The 15,347-nt window shown below is 70.3% G+C and carries 19 protein-coding genes; 14 read left to right on the forward strand and 5 right to left on the reverse strand.

Going from position 1 to position 15,347, the window contains the following annotated elements; translation table 11 throughout:
- Positions 1-55: 55 nt before the first annotated feature.
- Positions 56-472 carry an ATP-binding protein gene (locus ACZ7OU_RS04665; RefSeq protein ID WP_470254241.1) on the forward strand — a complete coding sequence of 139 codons (417 nt, stop codon included), beginning with the start codon at positions 56-58 and terminating at the stop codon, positions 470-472.
- Here the strand turns inward: ACZ7OU_RS04665 and ACZ7OU_RS04670 are convergent, their stop codons facing one another.
- Positions 473-964 carry a MarR family winged helix-turn-helix transcriptional regulator gene (locus tag ACZ7OU_RS04670; RefSeq protein ID WP_470239824.1) on the reverse strand — a complete coding sequence of 164 codons (492 nt, stop codon included), beginning with the start codon at positions 962-964 and terminating at the stop codon, positions 473-475.
- 41 nt (positions 965-1,005) lie between these two features.
- Here ACZ7OU_RS04670 and ACZ7OU_RS04675 point away from each other — a divergent pair, with 41 nt between their 5' ends.
- Together ACZ7OU_RS04675 and ACZ7OU_RS04680 are read left to right on the forward strand one after the other, a co-directional pair.
- Positions 1,006-1,983, forward strand: a complete 978-nt coding sequence (locus ACZ7OU_RS04675) for an aldo/keto reductase (protein ID WP_470254242.1) — start codon at positions 1,006-1,008, stop codon at positions 1,981-1,983.
- An 18-nt stretch (positions 1,984-2,001) separates the two neighbouring features.
- Positions 2,002-2,640, forward strand: a complete 639-nt coding sequence (locus ACZ7OU_RS04680; protein WP_470254243.1) for a nitroreductase family protein — start codon at positions 2,002-2,004, stop codon at positions 2,638-2,640.
- Positions 2,641-2,717: 77 nt separating this feature from the next.
- Here the strand turns inward: ACZ7OU_RS04680 and ACZ7OU_RS04685 are convergent, their stop codons facing one another.
- From ACZ7OU_RS04685 to ACZ7OU_RS04700, 4 genes are all read right to left on the reverse strand, one after another.
- Positions 2,718-4,034 carry a cellulose binding domain-containing protein gene (locus ACZ7OU_RS04685; protein ID WP_470254244.1) on the reverse strand — a complete coding sequence of 439 codons (1,317 nt, stop codon included), beginning with the start codon at positions 4,032-4,034 and terminating at the stop codon, positions 2,718-2,720.
- An 11-nt stretch (positions 4,035-4,045) separates the two neighbouring features.
- On the reverse strand, positions 4,046-4,795 hold the full coding sequence (locus ACZ7OU_RS04690; protein WP_470239828.1) for a 3D domain-containing protein: 750 nt from the start codon (positions 4,793-4,795) through the stop codon (positions 4,046-4,048).
- A 142-nt stretch (positions 4,796-4,937) separates the two neighbouring features.
- Positions 4,938-5,576 carry an alpha/beta fold hydrolase gene (locus tag ACZ7OU_RS04695; protein WP_470254245.1) on the reverse strand — a complete coding sequence of 213 codons (639 nt, stop codon included), beginning with the start codon at positions 5,574-5,576 and terminating at the stop codon, positions 4,938-4,940.
- Between the two features lie 10 nt (positions 5,577-5,586).
- Positions 5,587-6,267 carry an HNH endonuclease family protein gene (locus tag ACZ7OU_RS04700; RefSeq protein ID WP_470239830.1) on the reverse strand — a complete coding sequence of 227 codons (681 nt, stop codon included), beginning with the start codon at positions 6,265-6,267 and terminating at the stop codon, positions 5,587-5,589.
- Between the two features lie 178 nt (positions 6,268-6,445).
- Between ACZ7OU_RS04700 and ACZ7OU_RS04705 the strand changes: the two genes are divergently transcribed.
- From ACZ7OU_RS04705 to ACZ7OU_RS04755, 11 genes are all read left to right on the forward strand, one after another.
- On the forward strand, positions 6,446-7,489 hold the full coding sequence (locus ACZ7OU_RS04705) for a tetratricopeptide repeat protein (protein ID WP_470254246.1): 1,044 nt from the start codon (positions 6,446-6,448) through the stop codon (positions 7,487-7,489).
- Positions 7,490-7,611: 122 nt separating this feature from the next.
- Complete coding sequence (locus ACZ7OU_RS04710) at positions 7,612-8,232, forward strand: D-sedoheptulose-7-phosphate isomerase (RefSeq protein ID WP_470254247.1); 621 nt, start codon at positions 7,612-7,614, stop codon at positions 8,230-8,232.
- A 47-nt stretch (positions 8,233-8,279) separates the two neighbouring features.
- Positions 8,280-8,465: a HypC/HybG/HupF family hydrogenase formation chaperone gene (locus tag ACZ7OU_RS04715; protein ID WP_470240772.1), complete on the forward strand. Its 186-nt coding sequence runs from the start codon at positions 8,280-8,282 to the stop codon at positions 8,463-8,465.
- A 16-nt stretch (positions 8,466-8,481) separates the two neighbouring features.
- Complete coding sequence (locus ACZ7OU_RS04720) at positions 8,482-9,168, forward strand: D-sedoheptulose-7-phosphate isomerase (RefSeq protein ID WP_470239833.1); 687 nt, start codon at positions 8,482-8,484, stop codon at positions 9,166-9,168.
- Positions 9,165-10,223 carry an NADH-quinone oxidoreductase subunit B family protein gene (locus ACZ7OU_RS04725; RefSeq protein WP_470239834.1) on the forward strand — a complete coding sequence of 353 codons (1,059 nt, stop codon included), beginning with the start codon at positions 9,165-9,167 and terminating at the stop codon, positions 10,221-10,223. The genes ACZ7OU_RS04720 and ACZ7OU_RS04725 overlap by 4 nt, the downstream gene beginning before the upstream one ends.
- The gene (locus ACZ7OU_RS04730) at positions 10,220-11,992 is read left to right on the forward strand and encodes a nickel-dependent hydrogenase large subunit (RefSeq protein WP_470239835.1); all 1,773 of its coding nucleotides are present in this window, start codon (positions 10,220-10,222) and stop codon (positions 11,990-11,992) included. Before ACZ7OU_RS04725 ends, ACZ7OU_RS04730 begins: the two co-directional genes overlap by 4 nt.
- On the forward strand, positions 11,989-12,507 hold the full coding sequence (locus ACZ7OU_RS04735) for a NifU family protein (protein ID WP_470254248.1): 519 nt from the start codon (positions 11,989-11,991) through the stop codon (positions 12,505-12,507). Before ACZ7OU_RS04730 ends, ACZ7OU_RS04735 begins: the two co-directional genes overlap by 4 nt.
- Positions 12,504-13,091 (forward strand): DUF5947 family protein, encoded by a 588-nt coding sequence (locus tag ACZ7OU_RS04740; protein ID WP_470239837.1) that lies wholly within the window; start codon positions 12,504-12,506, stop codon positions 13,089-13,091. Before ACZ7OU_RS04735 ends, ACZ7OU_RS04740 begins: the two co-directional genes overlap by 4 nt.
- Entirely contained in the window at positions 13,084-13,713 is a 630-nt protein-coding gene (locus tag ACZ7OU_RS04745; RefSeq protein WP_470254249.1) for a DUF6084 family protein, read from the forward strand. Before ACZ7OU_RS04740 ends, ACZ7OU_RS04745 begins: the two co-directional genes overlap by 8 nt.
- Positions 13,710-14,861 (forward strand): hypothetical protein, encoded by a 1,152-nt coding sequence (locus ACZ7OU_RS04750; RefSeq protein WP_470254250.1) that lies wholly within the window; start codon positions 13,710-13,712, stop codon positions 14,859-14,861. The genes ACZ7OU_RS04745 and ACZ7OU_RS04750 overlap by 4 nt, the downstream gene beginning before the upstream one ends.
- Positions 14,858-15,346 (forward strand): hydrogenase maturation protease, encoded by a 489-nt coding sequence (locus ACZ7OU_RS04755; RefSeq protein ID WP_470239840.1) that lies wholly within the window; start codon positions 14,858-14,860, stop codon positions 15,344-15,346. Before ACZ7OU_RS04750 ends, ACZ7OU_RS04755 begins: the two co-directional genes overlap by 4 nt.
- The last annotated feature ends 1 nt before the right edge of the window (position 15,347 follow it).

The raw sequence follows: 15,347 nt of genomic DNA on the forward strand, positions 1-15,347 counted from the left end.
CTGAACGGCCTGGGTACTTCGCGGACGGTACCGGAACTCACTGGGAGGGGGACCGATGACGATGAACATCTCGCACCGCACCGAAGTGCCGGTCGCGCCGTTGACAGTGCTGCTCCCGGATGACGTCACCGCCCCGGCCAGGGCCCGGCACGAGATCCGCTCGATGCTGCTCGGCTTCGGCCTGGAAGAGGCGCAGCTGGACGACGTCCTGCTGGCCGCGTCCGAGCTGGTCACGAACGCCTTCGAACACGGCGAGTGCCCGCAGCGGATGGAGCTGTCCTACTTCGAGGGGCAGCTGACGCTGCAGGTGCACGACTCCGGCAGCCGGCTGCCGGAGATGCGAGCGCCGGCGCCGGCCGAGGCACGCAGCCGCGGGCTGGTGCTGGTCCAGGCGCTGTCGGAGGACTGGGGCTTCGAGTTCTGCCCCGGGGGCAAGTTCGTCTGGGCCGTCTTCCGGATCCCCAGCATCTGATCAGGGCTCCAAGAGCTCCCGAGCGGCCGCCGTCTCCCCGATCCGCTGCCGGAACGGCTTGCGCTCCAGCGCTTCGACGATCGCCGCCAGCACCCCGCGCAACGGGTACGGCAGCTCCGCTTCCAGTGCCTCCGACGCCTCGGTCGTCGCCGTCCACTCCGCCTCGATCAGCGGCAGGATCCCGCGCGTCTTCTCGGTGAGCGACACGATGCGCTGACGGGCGTCGGCGCCCGGTTCGAGGCTGACGAGCCCAGCGCGGGTCATCTGCGCGACGGTCTGGCTGGCCGCCGAGTGCGTCACGCCCATCTCGGCGGCGAGGTCGCGGATGGCCAGCGGGCCGCGCGCGAGCAGCGCCCGCACGACCCCCGAGTACCGCGGGCGGTAGTCGTCGAGGCCGATGTCCTTGAGGAACTGCGCGACGTCGGCCTCGAGGATCTCGAGGACGTGCCGCATCCGGGTCCCGAGTCCGTCCGGACCCGACGTCATGGCCATGACGGCCGATCATAGGCGGGGCGGTGTGCTTGGATCGCGGCATGGAGAACCGGAAGATCACCCGGCTGGGCCGCGAGGTGTCCGTCGTCGGGCTCGGCTGCTGGCAGCTCGGCGCCGACTGGGGCGAGGTCGACGAGAGCGACGCCCTCGCGGTGCTGCACGCGGCGGCCGACGCCGGCGTCACCTTCTTCGACACCGCCGACGTCTACGGCGACGGGCGCAGCGAGCGCCTGGTCGGCCGGTTCCGCGCCGAGCGCGGCGACGTCTTCGTGGCGACCAAGATGGGCCGCCGGGTCGAGCAGGTGCCGGAGAACTACGTCCGCGCGAACTTCCGCGAGTGGAACGACCGGTCGCGCCGCAACCTCGGCGTCGACACGCTCGACCTCGTCCAGCTGCACTGCCCGCCGACGCCGGTGTACTCGTCCGACGCGGTGTACGACGCCCTGGACGAGATGGTCTCTGAAGGCCGTATCAAGGCGTACGGCGTGAGTGTCGAAACGTGCGAAGAGGCGCTGACGGCGTTGGCGCGGCCGAACGTCGCTTCCGTCCAGATCATCCTGAACTGCCTGCGCCTCAAGCCGCTGGAGCGCGTGCTGCCCGCGGCGGCGGAGGCGGGCGCGGGGATCATCGCGCGGGTGCCGCTGGCGTCGGGCCTGCTGTCCGGTCGCTACACGGCCGCCACGACGTTCGCCGAGAACGACCACCGGAACTTCAACCGCCACGGCGAGGCGTTCGACGTCGGCGAGACGTTCTCGGGCGTGCCGTACGACGTCGGGCTGACGGCCGTCGAGCGGCTGCGGGGGCTCGTGCCGGAGGGGCAGACGCTGGCGCAGTTCGCGCTGCGGTGGATCGTCGACCAGCCGGGCGTGAGCACGGTGATCCCGGGCGCGCGGAACGCCACGCAGGCGTCCGCGAACACGGCGGTGGCCGCTCTTCCGCCGTTGTCGCCGGAGGCGCTGGCCGGCGTGCGCGAAACGTACGACGAGCTGATCCGGCCGCTGGTGCACGATCGCTGGTAGTCCCGGCATGATGGGCCGATGATGACGCCCGAAGAGCTCCTGACGACCACCAGGACCGTCCGCAAGCGCCTCGACTTCGACCGGCCGGTGCCGCTCGACCTGGTGAAACACTGCATACAGGTGGCCCTGCAGGCGCCGAGCGGCTCGAACACCCAGCGCTGGCAGTGGCTGGTCGTCACCGACGCCGCCCAGCGGGCGGCGCTCGGGCAGATCTACAGCCGGGCGTGCCACGAGTACCTGTCGTCGGAACGCGCGGCGGGCAAGCTGTTCGCGGACGACCCGTCGCGCGCGCCGGTGCAGCAGCGGGTCGGCAGCAGCGTCGAGTACCTGGCCGACCGGATGGGTGACGTCCCGGTGCTCGTGGTGCCGTGCCTGGAGACGCCGTCGGCGGAACTGCCGGCGGGCAACCAGGCGGGGCTGTGGGCGTCGCTGCTGCCGGCGGTGTGGAGCTACATGCTGGCGGCCCGCTCGGTGACGCTGGGAACGGCGTGGACGACGCTGCACCTGGCGTACGAGCAAGAAGCGGCGGAGGTGCTGGAGCTGCCGAAGAACGTCCACCAGGCAGCGCTGATCCCGACGGCGTTCTACACGGGCGACACGTTCAAGCCGGCGGCGCGGCAGCCTCTCGAGGAGGTCCTGCACCTCGACCGCTGGTGACCGCCATGAAGGCCTCCTTGCCGGGGCTTGGGGACGTCGGCAAGGAGGCCGTCACGGCCTTTCGGCGGTCGGGTGGCTCAGCCCGTGTACGCCTTGAAGATGTTCGTGAACTCGTACAGCGACTGGGAAATCCCCGAGCACGTCGCGACCGCGCCGCCGCCGGGGCAGCCGCCGTTGTCGCGGCCCGCGGACCAGAAGCCGATGCTCGCCACGTGGTTCGCCTGGGCGAACGACAGCAGCTGACGCGCGGCCGCCTGATCCGTCACCGAGCCCGTGTCGTTGCGGCCGATCATCGGGGTCAGGCCCAGCAGGGCCTTGATCTGCGCGTCGGACTTCGACGGCCAGATCGTCTTCATCTGGCCCAGCGTCGCGTTCGCCGCGGACACCAGCGCGTCACCCCATGAACCGCTGTACCCGAAGTCCATCAGCATCGGGTTGACCACGACGTTCAGCCCGCGCGACGCCGCGTCCTGCAGGATCGACACCGAGAACGGGTCCATCCCGTAGTCCTGGCCCTGGATCCGCATCGTGTAGCTGATGTGCGTGCCGCGCTGCTGCTGCAGCCGCAACAGGGCCTGGTTGACCGTGGCCGTCGGGATCGACGCCTCGACGTCGACGTCCAGGTTGTTGCTGCCCACTGCGTCCAGCGTCTTCACGTACGCGTTGTAGAGCGCGTCCACCGAGCCGCACACGTTCTCCAGGTACGGGCCCAGCGCTCCCCCGGAGGCCACCGTGACGCCGCCGCCCAGGTTTCGCAGCGCGGTGACGTCGTTGATGATCCGCGAGTCCAGCAGCGGGACCGTGCCACCCCACTGCGGGTCGCAGCCGAGGCTGCTGCCGAGGGCGAAGGCGAGCGTGAAGTTCTTCTGGCCCGTCGCGTTCGCCACCGAGACCAGTGACGGCGTCGCCATCGTGATGTCGATGTACGGCGACACGCGCGCGCTGCCGCCCGTGGGAGGCGTCGTCGTCGTGGTGGTCGTCGGGGTCGTGGGCGTGGTCGTCGGCGAAGTACCGCCGGCGCACGGCTGGCCGTTCAGCTTGCAGTTCGCGGGCAGGCCGCCGCCGCTGACCAGGAAGCCGAAGCTCGTCGACGCGCCCGCGGCGACGTTCCCGTTGTACTCGCGGTTGGCGAACGAGTGGTGCGAGCCGGAGGGCGTGTCGAGCGCGTCCCAGTAGGACCCGAGCGTCGAGCCGGCCGGCAGGTCGAACTCCAGCTTCCAGCTCGTCAGCGCGGACGTGCCCGCGCTGATCGTGTACTTGGCCTGGTAGCCGGAACCCCAGTCGGAGTCCTTGACGAAGGCCGCCGACGGTGCGGTGGCGGCGTTCGCCGGGGCGACGACGAGCACCGTCGCCACCGAGAGGACCGTCGCGGCGAGCGCGAGCTTGGCTTTCACGGCGTCCCCTCTCAGCGCACGGTCAGGGTGAGCCGCTGGATGCCCCAGGCGTCGGCCTGCGAGCCGGGCAGCCAGACGTCGACGATGTCGTCCTTGATCCAGCTGCCGATGTCGGCCGCGTAGCACTCGCCGTAGCCCGGCACCGAGAACCGGGTGCCCCACGGGATGATCCGGGCGTCGACGGCGCAGAAGCCCGGCCCGGCGCTGTACCCGAGCGCGGTCTGGGCGACGTCGTTGTAGGACGTGACGCGGTAGCTGAGCGTGGTACCGGCCGGGATGCGGTAGGTCGCGAGGTGGTTGCCGCTGTCGAGGCGGTACGAAGTGGAGATCTGGCCGAGCGAGCCCGGCGAGTTGTCCTCGGCCGTCATCGCGTAGAGCTGGTAGTTCGCGTTCAGGCAGGGGCTCGCGTCGGTGACGGTGAGCGTCGGCTGGCCCCAGTCGCTGATCCACTGGAGGGCCTGGCCGTTGCGGAACGCGCGGTAGGCCTTCGCGCCGGAGACGCGGGCGAAGGTGAAGGTGACCTTGCCGTCGGCACCCAGTCCACCGGCGACCGAGCCGGGCGCGGGCAGGCGGTTGCCGACGTTCACGGCGCCGACGAGCGTGCCGGGACCGTGGCCGCCGGTGACCGGGCGGTCCGGGATGGTGCCTTGGTAGAAGTGCTGGCAGGCGGGCAAAGCGGCGGCCGACGCGGGTGCGGCGGGAGCGACGAGGAGGCTGCCGGCCGTGAGGGCGGCGAGTCCGAGGACCCTGGCGAAGCGCATGACGAGGAACCTCCATGGTGGGGACCGGGGTGGAGGTGACGCAGGTGGGGAGGTGCGGGTTCGCCGCGAAAACGACGTTAAGTGGCCTGGACCACACAGTCAATAGGTCTAGACCTTTAAGTTTCTCGGTCCGCCGAACGGCCTACAGGCAGCTCACCAGCAGATCGGCGATCTGCGCGGGGTGGCTCAGCGGTGCGCAGTGCGGGCCGTCGACCTCGTCCGGCTCGATCCCCAGGCGCTCCTGGGCGACGCGGCGCTGGAAGTCCGGCGTGAAGAACCGGTCGTCGCGGCACAACACGACCCGGGTCGGGACGTCCGGGTGGGCCGCCAGCGGCCACGGCTCGTCCCACTCCTTGCTCATCTGGTCGCGCCCGTGCGCCATGCCTTCCTCGGCCAGCGGAGCCGGGACGCCGTTGAAGTACGTCTCGAGGTCGGTCAAGCCGGTGGGCGCCGAGAAGCCCGTGTTGCCCCACCACTGCCCCGGCTGCTCCCCCGGCGCCGGGATCATCCCGGCCAGGTAGACCAGCAGCCGCGCGCGCACCTTCTCGGCGACCAGCGGTGCCGTGAACCCGCCGTACGAGTGCCCGACGACGGCGACGTCCGAAGCGTCGCCCAACGCGGCGAGCACCGTGTCCGTGAAGTCGGAAAGCCCGGCCGAGGAGTCGGTGATCGGCAGGTCCGGCGCCACGAAGGCGTGGCCGCGGGCGACCAGTTCCGGGCCGAGCCGGTGGAAGTCCCACCCGCTGCCGCCGCCCCCGTGGATCAGCGCGAAGGTCGTCATAGCGGCCAGCTCAGCAGCGCCGCAGCATGTCCGTCAAGGCCGTTTTCTCCGCTTCGGTGACGGTCAGCCCGTAGTAGTGCTTCACCACGATCCAGTCGGTCGCGTAGGTGCACCAGAACGCCACGAGCGGCGGTTTCCACTGGTCCGGGGCCTTGTCGCTCTTCTGCTGGTTGAGGTTGTCGGTGACGGCGAACAGCTGCGGCCGGGTGAGGTCGTTGGCGAACTGCTGGCGCTTCTCGGTCGTCCACGTCTTGGCGCCGCTGGCCCAGGCCTGCCCGAGCGGAACCATGTGGTCGATGTCGAGGTCGGTCGCCTTGGTCCAGGTCGCGTCGTCGTAGACGCTCTTCCACGTCCCGGACGTCGCCTTGCAGTCCTTGTCCGTCTTGACGTCGGTGCCGGCGCGCTTCAGGACGACCTCGCGGGTGTCGCAGCTCGAACCCTGGCCGACCCAGTGCGGGAACTTCTCGCGCGAGTAGCCGTCCATGGACGTCCGCGCGGCGATGGTCAGCTCGCCGAGCTGCTTCTGGACGTCGGCGGCCGTTGCCGGAACCGGTGCCGAGGACGACGACGGCGGCGGGGTCGCGCCGGAGCTTCTGCTCGTGGCCCAGTACCCGAAGAGTGCGATCGCCAGTATCGCGACTACCAGCAGAGATCGTTGGGTCACGCTGAGCCGAAAGCCGCGGGCCGACACGATTTTCTCCTCTCGAATTCACCTGGGCGCGGCGTAGTCTCACCCCTGCCGGCCTGGGAAAACCGCGCCGACACGACGACCTGGCGCGAATGTGACCTCGCCCACCCACGGCAGAGGTGTCACATCAAGCCGATCAACTGCGACTACCGGAGCAGGACCCATCCGGAGGGAGCAGCCGATGCCCGGCCGGCTCAAAAAGTTCGACGAGTTCTTCCAGCGCAAAGCCGCCGAGGGCGGCAACGTCGTCGCCATGGCCCGCATGGGGTCGGCGATGCGGGAGCGCGGGGACCTCGCCGAGGCCGAAACGTGGTTCCGCAAGGCCGCCATGGGCGGCGACCGCGTCTCGATGACCTCGCTCGCCCACCTGCTGGCCGACCGCGGTGTGCTCGACGAGGCCGAGCGCTGGTACCACGAGGCCGCACTGGCCGGCGAGCCGCACGGGATGCTGAACCTCGCCAAGTCGTACGAGCGGCGCGGCAAGCGCGAAGACGCCCAGCACTGGTACGGCGAGGCGGCCCGGACCGGTGACCTGCCCTCGATCGCCGCGCTCGGGCACCTGCTCCGCGAGCAGCACCGGACCGAAGAGGCCGAGACGTGGCTGCGGCAGGCCGCCGACGCCGGGATCACCAGCGCGATGATCGACCTGGGCATCGTGCTCCGCGACCGCGGTCAGGCCGCCGAAGCTTCCCGCTGGTGGCGCTCGGCCGTGCTGGCCGGCGACCTCGCGGCCACCTGCCAGCTGGGCCGGCAGGCCGAGCGCCTCGGCCGGCCCGCCGACGCCGAGAACTGGTACCGCCAGGGCGCGACCGGCGGGCACGTCGAGGCGATCGTCCGGCTCGGGCTGCTGCTGCACCGCCGCGGCGACCTCGAAGAGGCCGAGAACTGGTACCTCGACGCCGCCGAGCGCGGCGACCCCGCGGCGATGACCAACCTGGGCGTGCTCGCCCGCAACCGCGGCGACGAAGGCGAGGCCGCCGCCTGGTACCGCAAGGCGGCCGAACACGGCAGCGTCCCGGCGCTCACCAACCTCGGGCACCTCGCCGAACACCGTGACGACCTCGCGGAAGCCGAGCAGTGGTTCCGGCGGGCCGCGGAGACCGGAGACGTCCAGGGCATGCTCAGCCTGGCCCGGATGCTGCGGTCACGCGGGTCCGGCCATGAGGCGGAACAGTGGCTCGCCCGGGCGGAGCACCTTCAGGACGACCGCGAGCACCACGTCTGAGCGGCTGATCAGACCCACTTGGCGTAGCGGAGACCCTCTTCGTACTCTTGTGTGATCCAACTCACATCTCTAATCTGGGGTGCGCTCCCACCACCGAGCAGTCGTCCCGAGGAAGTGCCGCGATGCCGTGGTCACCGAATCACCCGGACTCCGTCGACGCCCTCTTCGAGCGCCGCAAGGCGCCCGTGCTCGCGCTGGCCGATGACGCGCACACGGTCGCCGAGGCGTGCCACGGCATGGCCCGCCGCTTCCACCGCGGCGGCAAGCTCGTGGTGTTCGGCAACGGCGGCCCCAGCACCGACGCCCAGCACGTCGCGGTCGAGTTCGTCCACCCGGTGATCGTCGGCAAGCGGGCGCTGCCCGCCCTCTCGCTCACCGCCGACGTCGCGACGGTCACCGGCGTGGCCAACCGCGTCGGCCTCGACGACGTCTTCGCCCACCAGCTGCGGATCATCGGCGAGCCCGCCGACATCGCGCTGGGCATCTCCACCGACGGCGGCTGCGCGAACGTCCGCCGCGCGCTCGAAACGGCCCGGGACGCCGGCATGCTCACCGTCGCGCTGACCGGCGGCGACGGCGGGGCGATCGCCGCGACCCCCGGGCTCGACCACGTCCTCGTCGCCCGGTCGAGCGACCCCCGCGTCGTCAAGGAGGTCCACGTGACCACCTACCACGTGCTGTGGGAGCTGGTGCACGTCTTCTTCGAGCAACCCGGCCTGCTGTCCCCGGAGGTGGCGTCGTGAACGCCCGTGACGCCGACAGACAAGCCGGCCCCGTCTGCCACGACGGGGTGTGCATCACCTGCTCCGACACCGCGGTCGAGGTGACCGTGGTCGAGCTCCTCGAAGACGAGCTCGCTGTCGTGGACACCGGATCCACCCGGGAAGAGGTCAGTGTCGCGCTGGTCGAAGCCGGCGTCGGCGACCGCATCCTGGTGCACGCCGGGGAAGCAATCGCACGTCTGGAGAAGTCTTAGCCGCGGGAGAACCGGCATGACGCGGGAACACCCCGTCACCGATGGTCTCGAAGCGCTGTACCCGTTCCTGTATGCGGGTTCCGGTGACCTCGACGCCGTCATCCGCCAGGTCGAGCAGTCCACTGTGGACAAGGTGCGCGAGATCGTCGCCCTGCGCGGCGACGTGCTCGCGGCCGACCGCGACCGCCTGTTCGCGTGCGCGCAGGACCTGGCGCGCGCGTTCCGCGGTGGCGGCAGGCTGCTCGCCTTCGGCAACGGCGGCAGCTCGACCGACGCCCAGGACCTCGCCAGCCTGTTCCTCAGCCCGGCAGGCGACGCGAAGCCGTTGCCCGCCTTCGGGCTGACGAACGACATCGCGGTGGTGACCGCCCTGTCCAACGACATCGGGTTCGACGTCGTGTTCGCCCGGCAGATCGGTGCTTTCGGGCGTCCCGGCGACATCGCGGTCGGCCTCTCGACGAGCGGCAACTCCGCGAACCTGTTGCGCGCCTTCGACGAAGCCGCCCGGCGCGGCCTGGTGACCGTCGGCATCGCCGGCTACGACGGGGGAAAGATGGCCGAGCTGGACAGCATCGACCACCTCTTCGTCGTCCCGTCACCTTCCGTGCACCGCATCCAGGAAGCCCAGACGACCCTCTACCACGCGCTGTGGGAGCTGACCCTCGGCGCGCTCGACGACTTCGCCAAGGGTGATCAGCCGTGACGCATGCCGCAGAACAAACCGAAGAGCAGCCCATCCACATCCTCTGGATCAACGCCGGCCTCTCGTGCGACGGCGACTCCGTCGCGCTGACCGCCGCCACGCAACCGAGCATCGAGGAAATCGTCCTCGGCGCTTTGCCCGGCTTGCCCAAGATCGCGGTCCACTGGCCGTTGATCGACTTCGAATGCGGCCCGGACAAGGGGGCCGACACGTTCATCGAGTGGTTCTACAAAGCCGACCGCGGCGAGCTGGAACCGTTCGTGCTGGTCGTCGAGGGCTCGATCCCGAACGAGGCGATCAAGGAAGAGGGCTACTGGTGCGGGTTCGGGAACAACCCCGAGACCGGCCAGCCGATGACGACCAGCGAGTGGCTGGACCGGCTGACGCCCAAGGCGCTGGCGGTCATGGCCGTCGGCACGTGCGCGACCTACGGCGGCATCCACGCGATGGAGGGCAACCCGACCGGCGCCATGGGCGTGCCCGACTACCTGGGCTGGGACTGGAAGTCCGGCGCCGGCATCCCGATCGTCTGCGTGCCCGGCTGCCCGACCCACCCCGACAACCTGTCCGAGACCATCACCTACCTGCTCTACCAGGCCGCCGGGCAGGCCCCGATGATCCCGCTCGACGACCACCTGCGGCCGCAGTGGCTCTTCGGCGCGACCGTGCACGAAGGCTGCGACCGCGGCGGCTACTACGAGCAGGGCGAGTTCGCGACCGAGTACGGCTCCCCGAAGTGCCTGGTCAAGCTGGGCTGCTGGGGCCCGGTCGTGAAGTGCAACGTGCCCAAGCGCGGCTGGATCAACGGCGTCGGCGGCTGCCCGAACGTCGGCGGGATCTGCATCGGCTGCACCATGCCGGGCTTCCCGGACAAGTTCATGCCGTTCATGGACGAGCCGCCGGGCGCGCAGGTGTCGTCGCTGGCCAGCGGCGCGTACGGCTCGGTGATCCGCCGGCTGCGGAAGATCACCGAGCGCAAGCTCGACAAAGAGCCCAAGTGGCGGCACACGGGCAAGAAGCTCGACACCGGCTACCAGGCGGAGGCGCGGTCATGACCGAGATGAAGGACAAGACCGACCTCGTCGAGATGGCGTGGGACCCGATCACCCGGATCGTCGGCAGCCTCGGGATCTACACGAAGATCGACTGGGCGGCCAAGCGCGTCGTCGAGTGCCACAGCACGTCGTCGGTCTTCCGCGGCTACAGCATCTTCATGAAGGGCAAGGACCCGCGCGACGCGCACTTCATCACCAGCCGGATCTGCGGGATCTGCGGCGACAACCACGCGACGTGCTCGGTGTACGCCCAGAACATGGCCTACGGGGTGCGCCCGCCGCACCTCGGCGAGTGGATCATCAACCTCGGCGAGGCCGCCGAGTACATGTTCGACCACAACATCTTCCAGGAGAACCTGGTCGGGGTCGACTACTGCGAGAGGATGGTCGCCGAGACCAACCCCGGCGTCCTCGAGCTGGCCAACCGCACCGAGGCGCCGCACGCGGGTGACCACGGCTACCGCACCATCGGCGACATCATGCGCTCGCTGAACCCGCTGGAAGGTGAGTTCTACCGCGAAGCCCTCCAGGTCAGCCGGTCAACGCGCGAGATGTTCTGCCTCATGGAAGGCCGGCACGTCCATCCGTCCACTTTGTACCCCGGCGGCGTCGGCACGGTCGCCACCGTGCAGCTGTTCACCGACTACCTGACCCGGCTCATGCGCTACGTCGAGTTCATGAAGCGCTGCCTGCCGATGCACGACGACCTCTTCGACTTCTTCTACGAAGCCCTGCCCGGCTACGAAGAAGTCGGGCGACGCCGGATCCTGCTCGGTTGCTGGGGCAGCCTCAACGACCCCGTGCACTGCGACTTCACCTACGAGAACATGGAGGCCTGGGGCCGCAAGATGTTCGTGACGCCCGGCGTGGTCGTCGACGGCAAGCTCGTCACGACGAGCCTGGTCGACATCAACCTCGGGATCCGGATCCTGCTCGGCAGCTCGTTCTACGAGGACTGGGCCGACCAGCCGATGTTCGTCACGCAGGACCCGCTGGGCAACCCGGTCGACCAGCGCCACCCGTGGAACCAGCACACCATCCCGCGCCCGGCCAAGCGCGACTTCGACGGCAAGTACTCGTGGACGATGTCGCCGCGCTGGTTCGACGGCAAGGACCACCTGGCCCTCGACACCGGCGGCGGCCCGATCGCCCGGCTGTGGGTGACGGCGCTGGCCGGGCTCGTCGACACGCCGTACCTGAAGTCGACCGGCCACAGCGTCAAGATCTCCTTGCCGCGCACGGCGACCAAGCCCGAAGTCGAGTTCGAGTGGAAGATCCCGAAGTGGAGCAACGCGCTCGAGCGCAACCGCGCCCGGACGTACTTCCAGGCGTACGCGGCCGCCCTCGCACTGCACTTCGCCGACCAGGCCCTCGGTGAGGTCCGCAAGGGCAACACCAAGACGTGGGAGCCGTTCAAGGTCCCGGACGAGGGCGTGAGCTGCGGCTTCACCGAAGCGGTCCGCGGCGTGCTCTCGCACCACATGGTGATCAAGGGCGGCAAGATCGCGAACTACCACCCGTACCCGCCGACGCCGTGGAACGGCAGCGTGCGCGACAGCTTCGGCACGCCGGGGCCGTACGAGGACGCCGTCCAGAACACGCCGATCTTCGAGGAGAACACGCAGGAGAACTTCAAGGGCATCGACATCATGCGCGCGGTCCGCAGCTTCGACCCGTGCCTGCCCTGCGGCGTCCACATGTACACCGGCAAGGGCAAGGTCATCGAGCGGCTGCACACCCCGCACGCGTTCGGCGGAGAGCTCGGATGACGGAGGTCGACCGGGTCGGCGAGCGCATCGAGCAGCTGCTGGGCGAGTTCGGCGGACCGGACGCCGAGCTCGCCGAGGACCTCGTCCACACGCTGCTCGAGTTCTACGGCGCCGGCCTGGCCCGGATCGTCGAGCTCGTCGACCGGCCGATGCTGGACCGGCTGGCCGCGGACGAGCACATCCGCGGCCTGCTCGTGCTGCACGACCTGCACCCCCGGTCGACGCACGAACGCGTCACCGAGGCGCTCGACAAGGTCCGTCCGTACCTGGGTTCGCACGCCGGAGACGTCGAGTTCGTCGAAATCGCCGACGGTGTCCTGCGGCTGCGGCTGCAGGGCACCTGCGACGGCTGCCCGTCCTCGACGGTCACCGCCAAGTACGCCATCGAGCGCGTGGTCCGGGAAGCCGCGCCGGAGATCTCCGACGTCGTCGTCGAAGGGGTCGTGCCGGAGGAAACCGGGCCCGGCGGCCGTCCGCTGCTGCCGCTGGTCCCGTGTCCCGTGGAGGTCCCGTGACGGGCGGCCTGCGCAGGTTCCGCGCTCCCGTCCAGCGCGCCGCGCCGGGCGAGAAGTGCGAGATGTGCGCGGAACCGATCGGCGACGGGCACGGGCACGTCATCGACCTCGAATCCCGGACGATCATGTGCGCCTGCCGGGGCTGCTACCTGCTCTTCACCCACCGCGGCGCGGGCGGGAAACGGCACCGGGCGGTGCCGGACCGCGTCCGGCACCTCCCGCACTTCGAGCCCGGCGCCGCGCTGTGGGCGTCGGCCGGCATCCCGGTCCGGACGGCGTTCCTGTTCCGGAACTCGGTGCAGGACCGCATCGTCGCGTTCTACCCGAGCCCGGCGGGTGCGACGGAGTCCCTGCTCCCGCTGGGCACGGGCGACGACCTGCTCGCCGACGTCACCGACGACGTCGAAGCACTCCTGGTGAACCAGCTCGACGACGGCTTCGAGGGGTTCCTGGTGCCGATCGACGTCTGCTACGAGCTGGTCGGGCTCGTCCGGACGACGTGGCGCGGCTTCGACGGCGGCACCGAAGCACACGAGGCTATCGACGGCTTCTTCGCGCGGCTGCGGGAGCGCAGCGATGGCTGAGCTGACCTTCGACTGCATCGACGTCCGGCCGCTGAAGTACGCCGCGTCCCCGACGCTGGCGTTCAAGCTGCGGATCTCCGAGCTGAGCGGGCAGCCCGTCCACGCGATGGTGCTGCGCGTCCAGATCCGCATCGAGCCGCAGCGCCGCCGGTACAGCGACGACGAGTCGGAGCTGCTCACCCACCTCTTCGGCGAGCGGTCCCGGTGGGGCGAGACGCTGAAGCCGTTCCAGTTCACGACGATCTCGGTGACCGTGCCGGGGTTCACCGGCGCCACCGAGGTCGACGCCGAGGTGCCGTGCACCTACGACCTCGAAGTCGCCGCCGGCAAGTACTTCCACGCGCTGTCCGAGGGCGTGGTGCCGATGGTGCTGCTGTTCAGCGGGACGGTGTTCGGCAAGGGCGGGCCGGGGTTCTGGGTCGAGCAGGTGCCGTGGCACACACAGGCCGAGTGCCGGATGCCGGTGAGCGTCTGGGACGACCTGATGTCCCGCTACTTCCCGAACGTCGCGTGGATCAAGCTGCCGCGGGAGACGGTGGACGCGCTGCTCAAGTACAAGGCGCAGCACGCGATCCCGACCTGGGAAGCCGCGGTCGAGCAGCTGCTGGCCGGTGGGCCGTGAACGTTCTCGAGCAGGCCCGCGCGGTCGGTGACGCCGTGCTCTACGAGGGCTACCTCCTCTACCCGTACCGGGCGTCGGCGGGGAAGAACCGCGTGCGCTGGCAGTGGGGCGTGCTGATGTCGCCGTCGTACGCGTCGGCCGAGATCGGCGAGCACGCGTCGGCCCGCGTCGAGTGCGTCATCGAGCCGCTGGCCCACACGATCCTGCACGTCAAGCTGCGGTTCCTGCAGACCCGGACGCAGGACACCACGTGGGACGAAGCCGTCGAGCACGAGATCGACTTCGAGCTGCCGCTCTCGGAACTCCCGGCCGAAGCGCCGTTCCACGTGCCGGGCGACGGACAGCGGACGCACGAGCTGTCCGGCATCCTCACCGCCCGGGCCGACCCGCTCGACGGGCCGTTCGGCGGCACCCGGCTGCGGCTGGACCTGCACAACACGACGTCGTGGCAGTCCGACGGCGTCCGCGAGCACGCCCTGCGCCACGCGCTGCTCGCCGCCCACCTGGTGCTCAGCGTCGACACGGGGCACTTCCTGTCGATGCTGGACCCGCCGGAGTGGGCGAAACCCGCGGTCGAAGCCTGCCGGCAGGAGCGGCTGTGGCCGGTGCTGATCGGCGACACGTCACGCAGCACGGTGGTACTCGCGTCGCCGATCATCCTCTACGACGACCCGTCCATCGCCGCCGAAAGCGCCGGGGAGCTCTTCGACGGCACGGAGATCGACGAGATCCTGACGCTGCGCACGATGACGCTGACCGACGAGGAGAAGCGCGAGGCCCGGGCCACCGACCCCCGCGCGGCGGCCATCGTGGACCGCGTCGACTCGATGCCGCCCGAGCTGCTGGAGCGGCTGCACGGCGCGGTCCGGTCCCTACGACCGGTCGAGCCCTCGGTGGTCGTCGCCGGTGTCCGCGTCGCCGTCGGATCGCGCGTGCGGCTGCGGCCGAACCTGCGCGGTACGGACGCCCAGGACATATTCCTCACCGGCCGGGACGCCACCGTGCGGCTCGTCCTGTCCGATGTGGACGGCGGCACGCACGTCGCGGTCACCCTCGACGACGACCCCGGCGCCGACCTGCAGCACGCGCACGGGCGGTACCGGTACTTCTCCCCAGACGAGATCGAACCCTTGGAGGTCGCGGAATGAGGCCACGAGTCCTGGTCGCCGGCATCGGCAACATCTTCCTGGGCGACGACGGTTTCGGCGTCGAGGTCATCAAGGAGCTGGAGGGGACCGACCTGCCGCCCTGGGTGCAGATCGCCGACTACGGCATCGCCGGCATGCACCTCGCCTACGACCTGATGGGCGGCTACGACACGACGATCCTGCTCGACGCGACCCCGCACGGCCGTCCGCCCGGGACGCTCTCGCTGATCGAGGCCGACACCGAGGACCTGGCCGCCACGGCGTCGATCGACGCGCACGGCATGCGGCCGGACGCGGTGTTCCGGCTGCTCAGGTTGCTCGGCGGCGACGCCGGACGCGTCCTGCTCGTCGGCTGCGAACCGGCCTGCCTCGACGAGGGGATCGGCCTGTCACCCGAGGTGACCGCGGCCGTCCCCGCCGCGGTCCGCGCCGTCACCGAACTGGCCTGGGGCACCAGCCCGAGGCTGCAAACCACGGAGGTCTGAG

The sequence above is a fragment of the Amycolatopsis sp. NPDC114505 genome (assembly GCF_055633615.1).

Bases quoted from the DNA above. Each gene is read 5' to 3' on its own strand.
- ACZ7OU_RS04665 (WP_470254241.1), top strand. From the start codon at position 56: ATGACGATGAACATCTCGCACCGCACCGAAGTGCCGGTCGCGCCGTTG.
- ACZ7OU_RS04670 (WP_470239824.1), bottom strand. From the start codon at position 964: ATGGCCATGACGTCGGGTCCGGACGGACTCGGGACCCGGATGCGGCAC.
- ACZ7OU_RS04675 (WP_470254242.1), top strand. From the start codon at position 1,006: ATGGAGAACCGGAAGATCACCCGGCTGGGCCGCGAGGTGTCCGTCGTC.
- ACZ7OU_RS04680 (WP_470254243.1), top strand. From the start codon at position 2,002: ATGATGACGCCCGAAGAGCTCCTGACGACCACCAGGACCGTCCGCAAG.
- ACZ7OU_RS04690 (WP_470239828.1), bottom strand. From the start codon at position 4,795: ATGCGCTTCGCCAGGGTCCTCGGACTCGCCGCCCTCACGGCCGGCAGC.
- ACZ7OU_RS04695 (WP_470254245.1), bottom strand. From the start codon at position 5,576: ATGACGACCTTCGCGCTGATCCACGGGGGCGGCGGCAGCGGGTGGGAC.
- ACZ7OU_RS04705 (WP_470254246.1), top strand. From the start codon at position 6,446: ATGCCCGGCCGGCTCAAAAAGTTCGACGAGTTCTTCCAGCGCAAAGCC.
- ACZ7OU_RS04710 (WP_470254247.1), top strand. From the start codon at position 7,612: ATGCCGTGGTCACCGAATCACCCGGACTCCGTCGACGCCCTCTTCGAG.
- ACZ7OU_RS04720 (WP_470239833.1), top strand. From the start codon at position 8,482: ATGACGCGGGAACACCCCGTCACCGATGGTCTCGAAGCGCTGTACCCG.
- ACZ7OU_RS04730 (WP_470239835.1), top strand. From the start codon at position 10,220: ATGACCGAGATGAAGGACAAGACCGACCTCGTCGAGATGGCGTGGGAC.
- ACZ7OU_RS04735 (WP_470254248.1), top strand. From the start codon at position 11,989: ATGACGGAGGTCGACCGGGTCGGCGAGCGCATCGAGCAGCTGCTGGGC.
- ACZ7OU_RS04745 (WP_470254249.1), top strand. From the start codon at position 13,084: ATGGCTGAGCTGACCTTCGACTGCATCGACGTCCGGCCGCTGAAGTAC.
- ACZ7OU_RS04755 (WP_470239840.1), top strand. From the start codon at position 14,858: ATGAGGCCACGAGTCCTGGTCGCCGGCATCGGCAACATCTTCCTGGGC.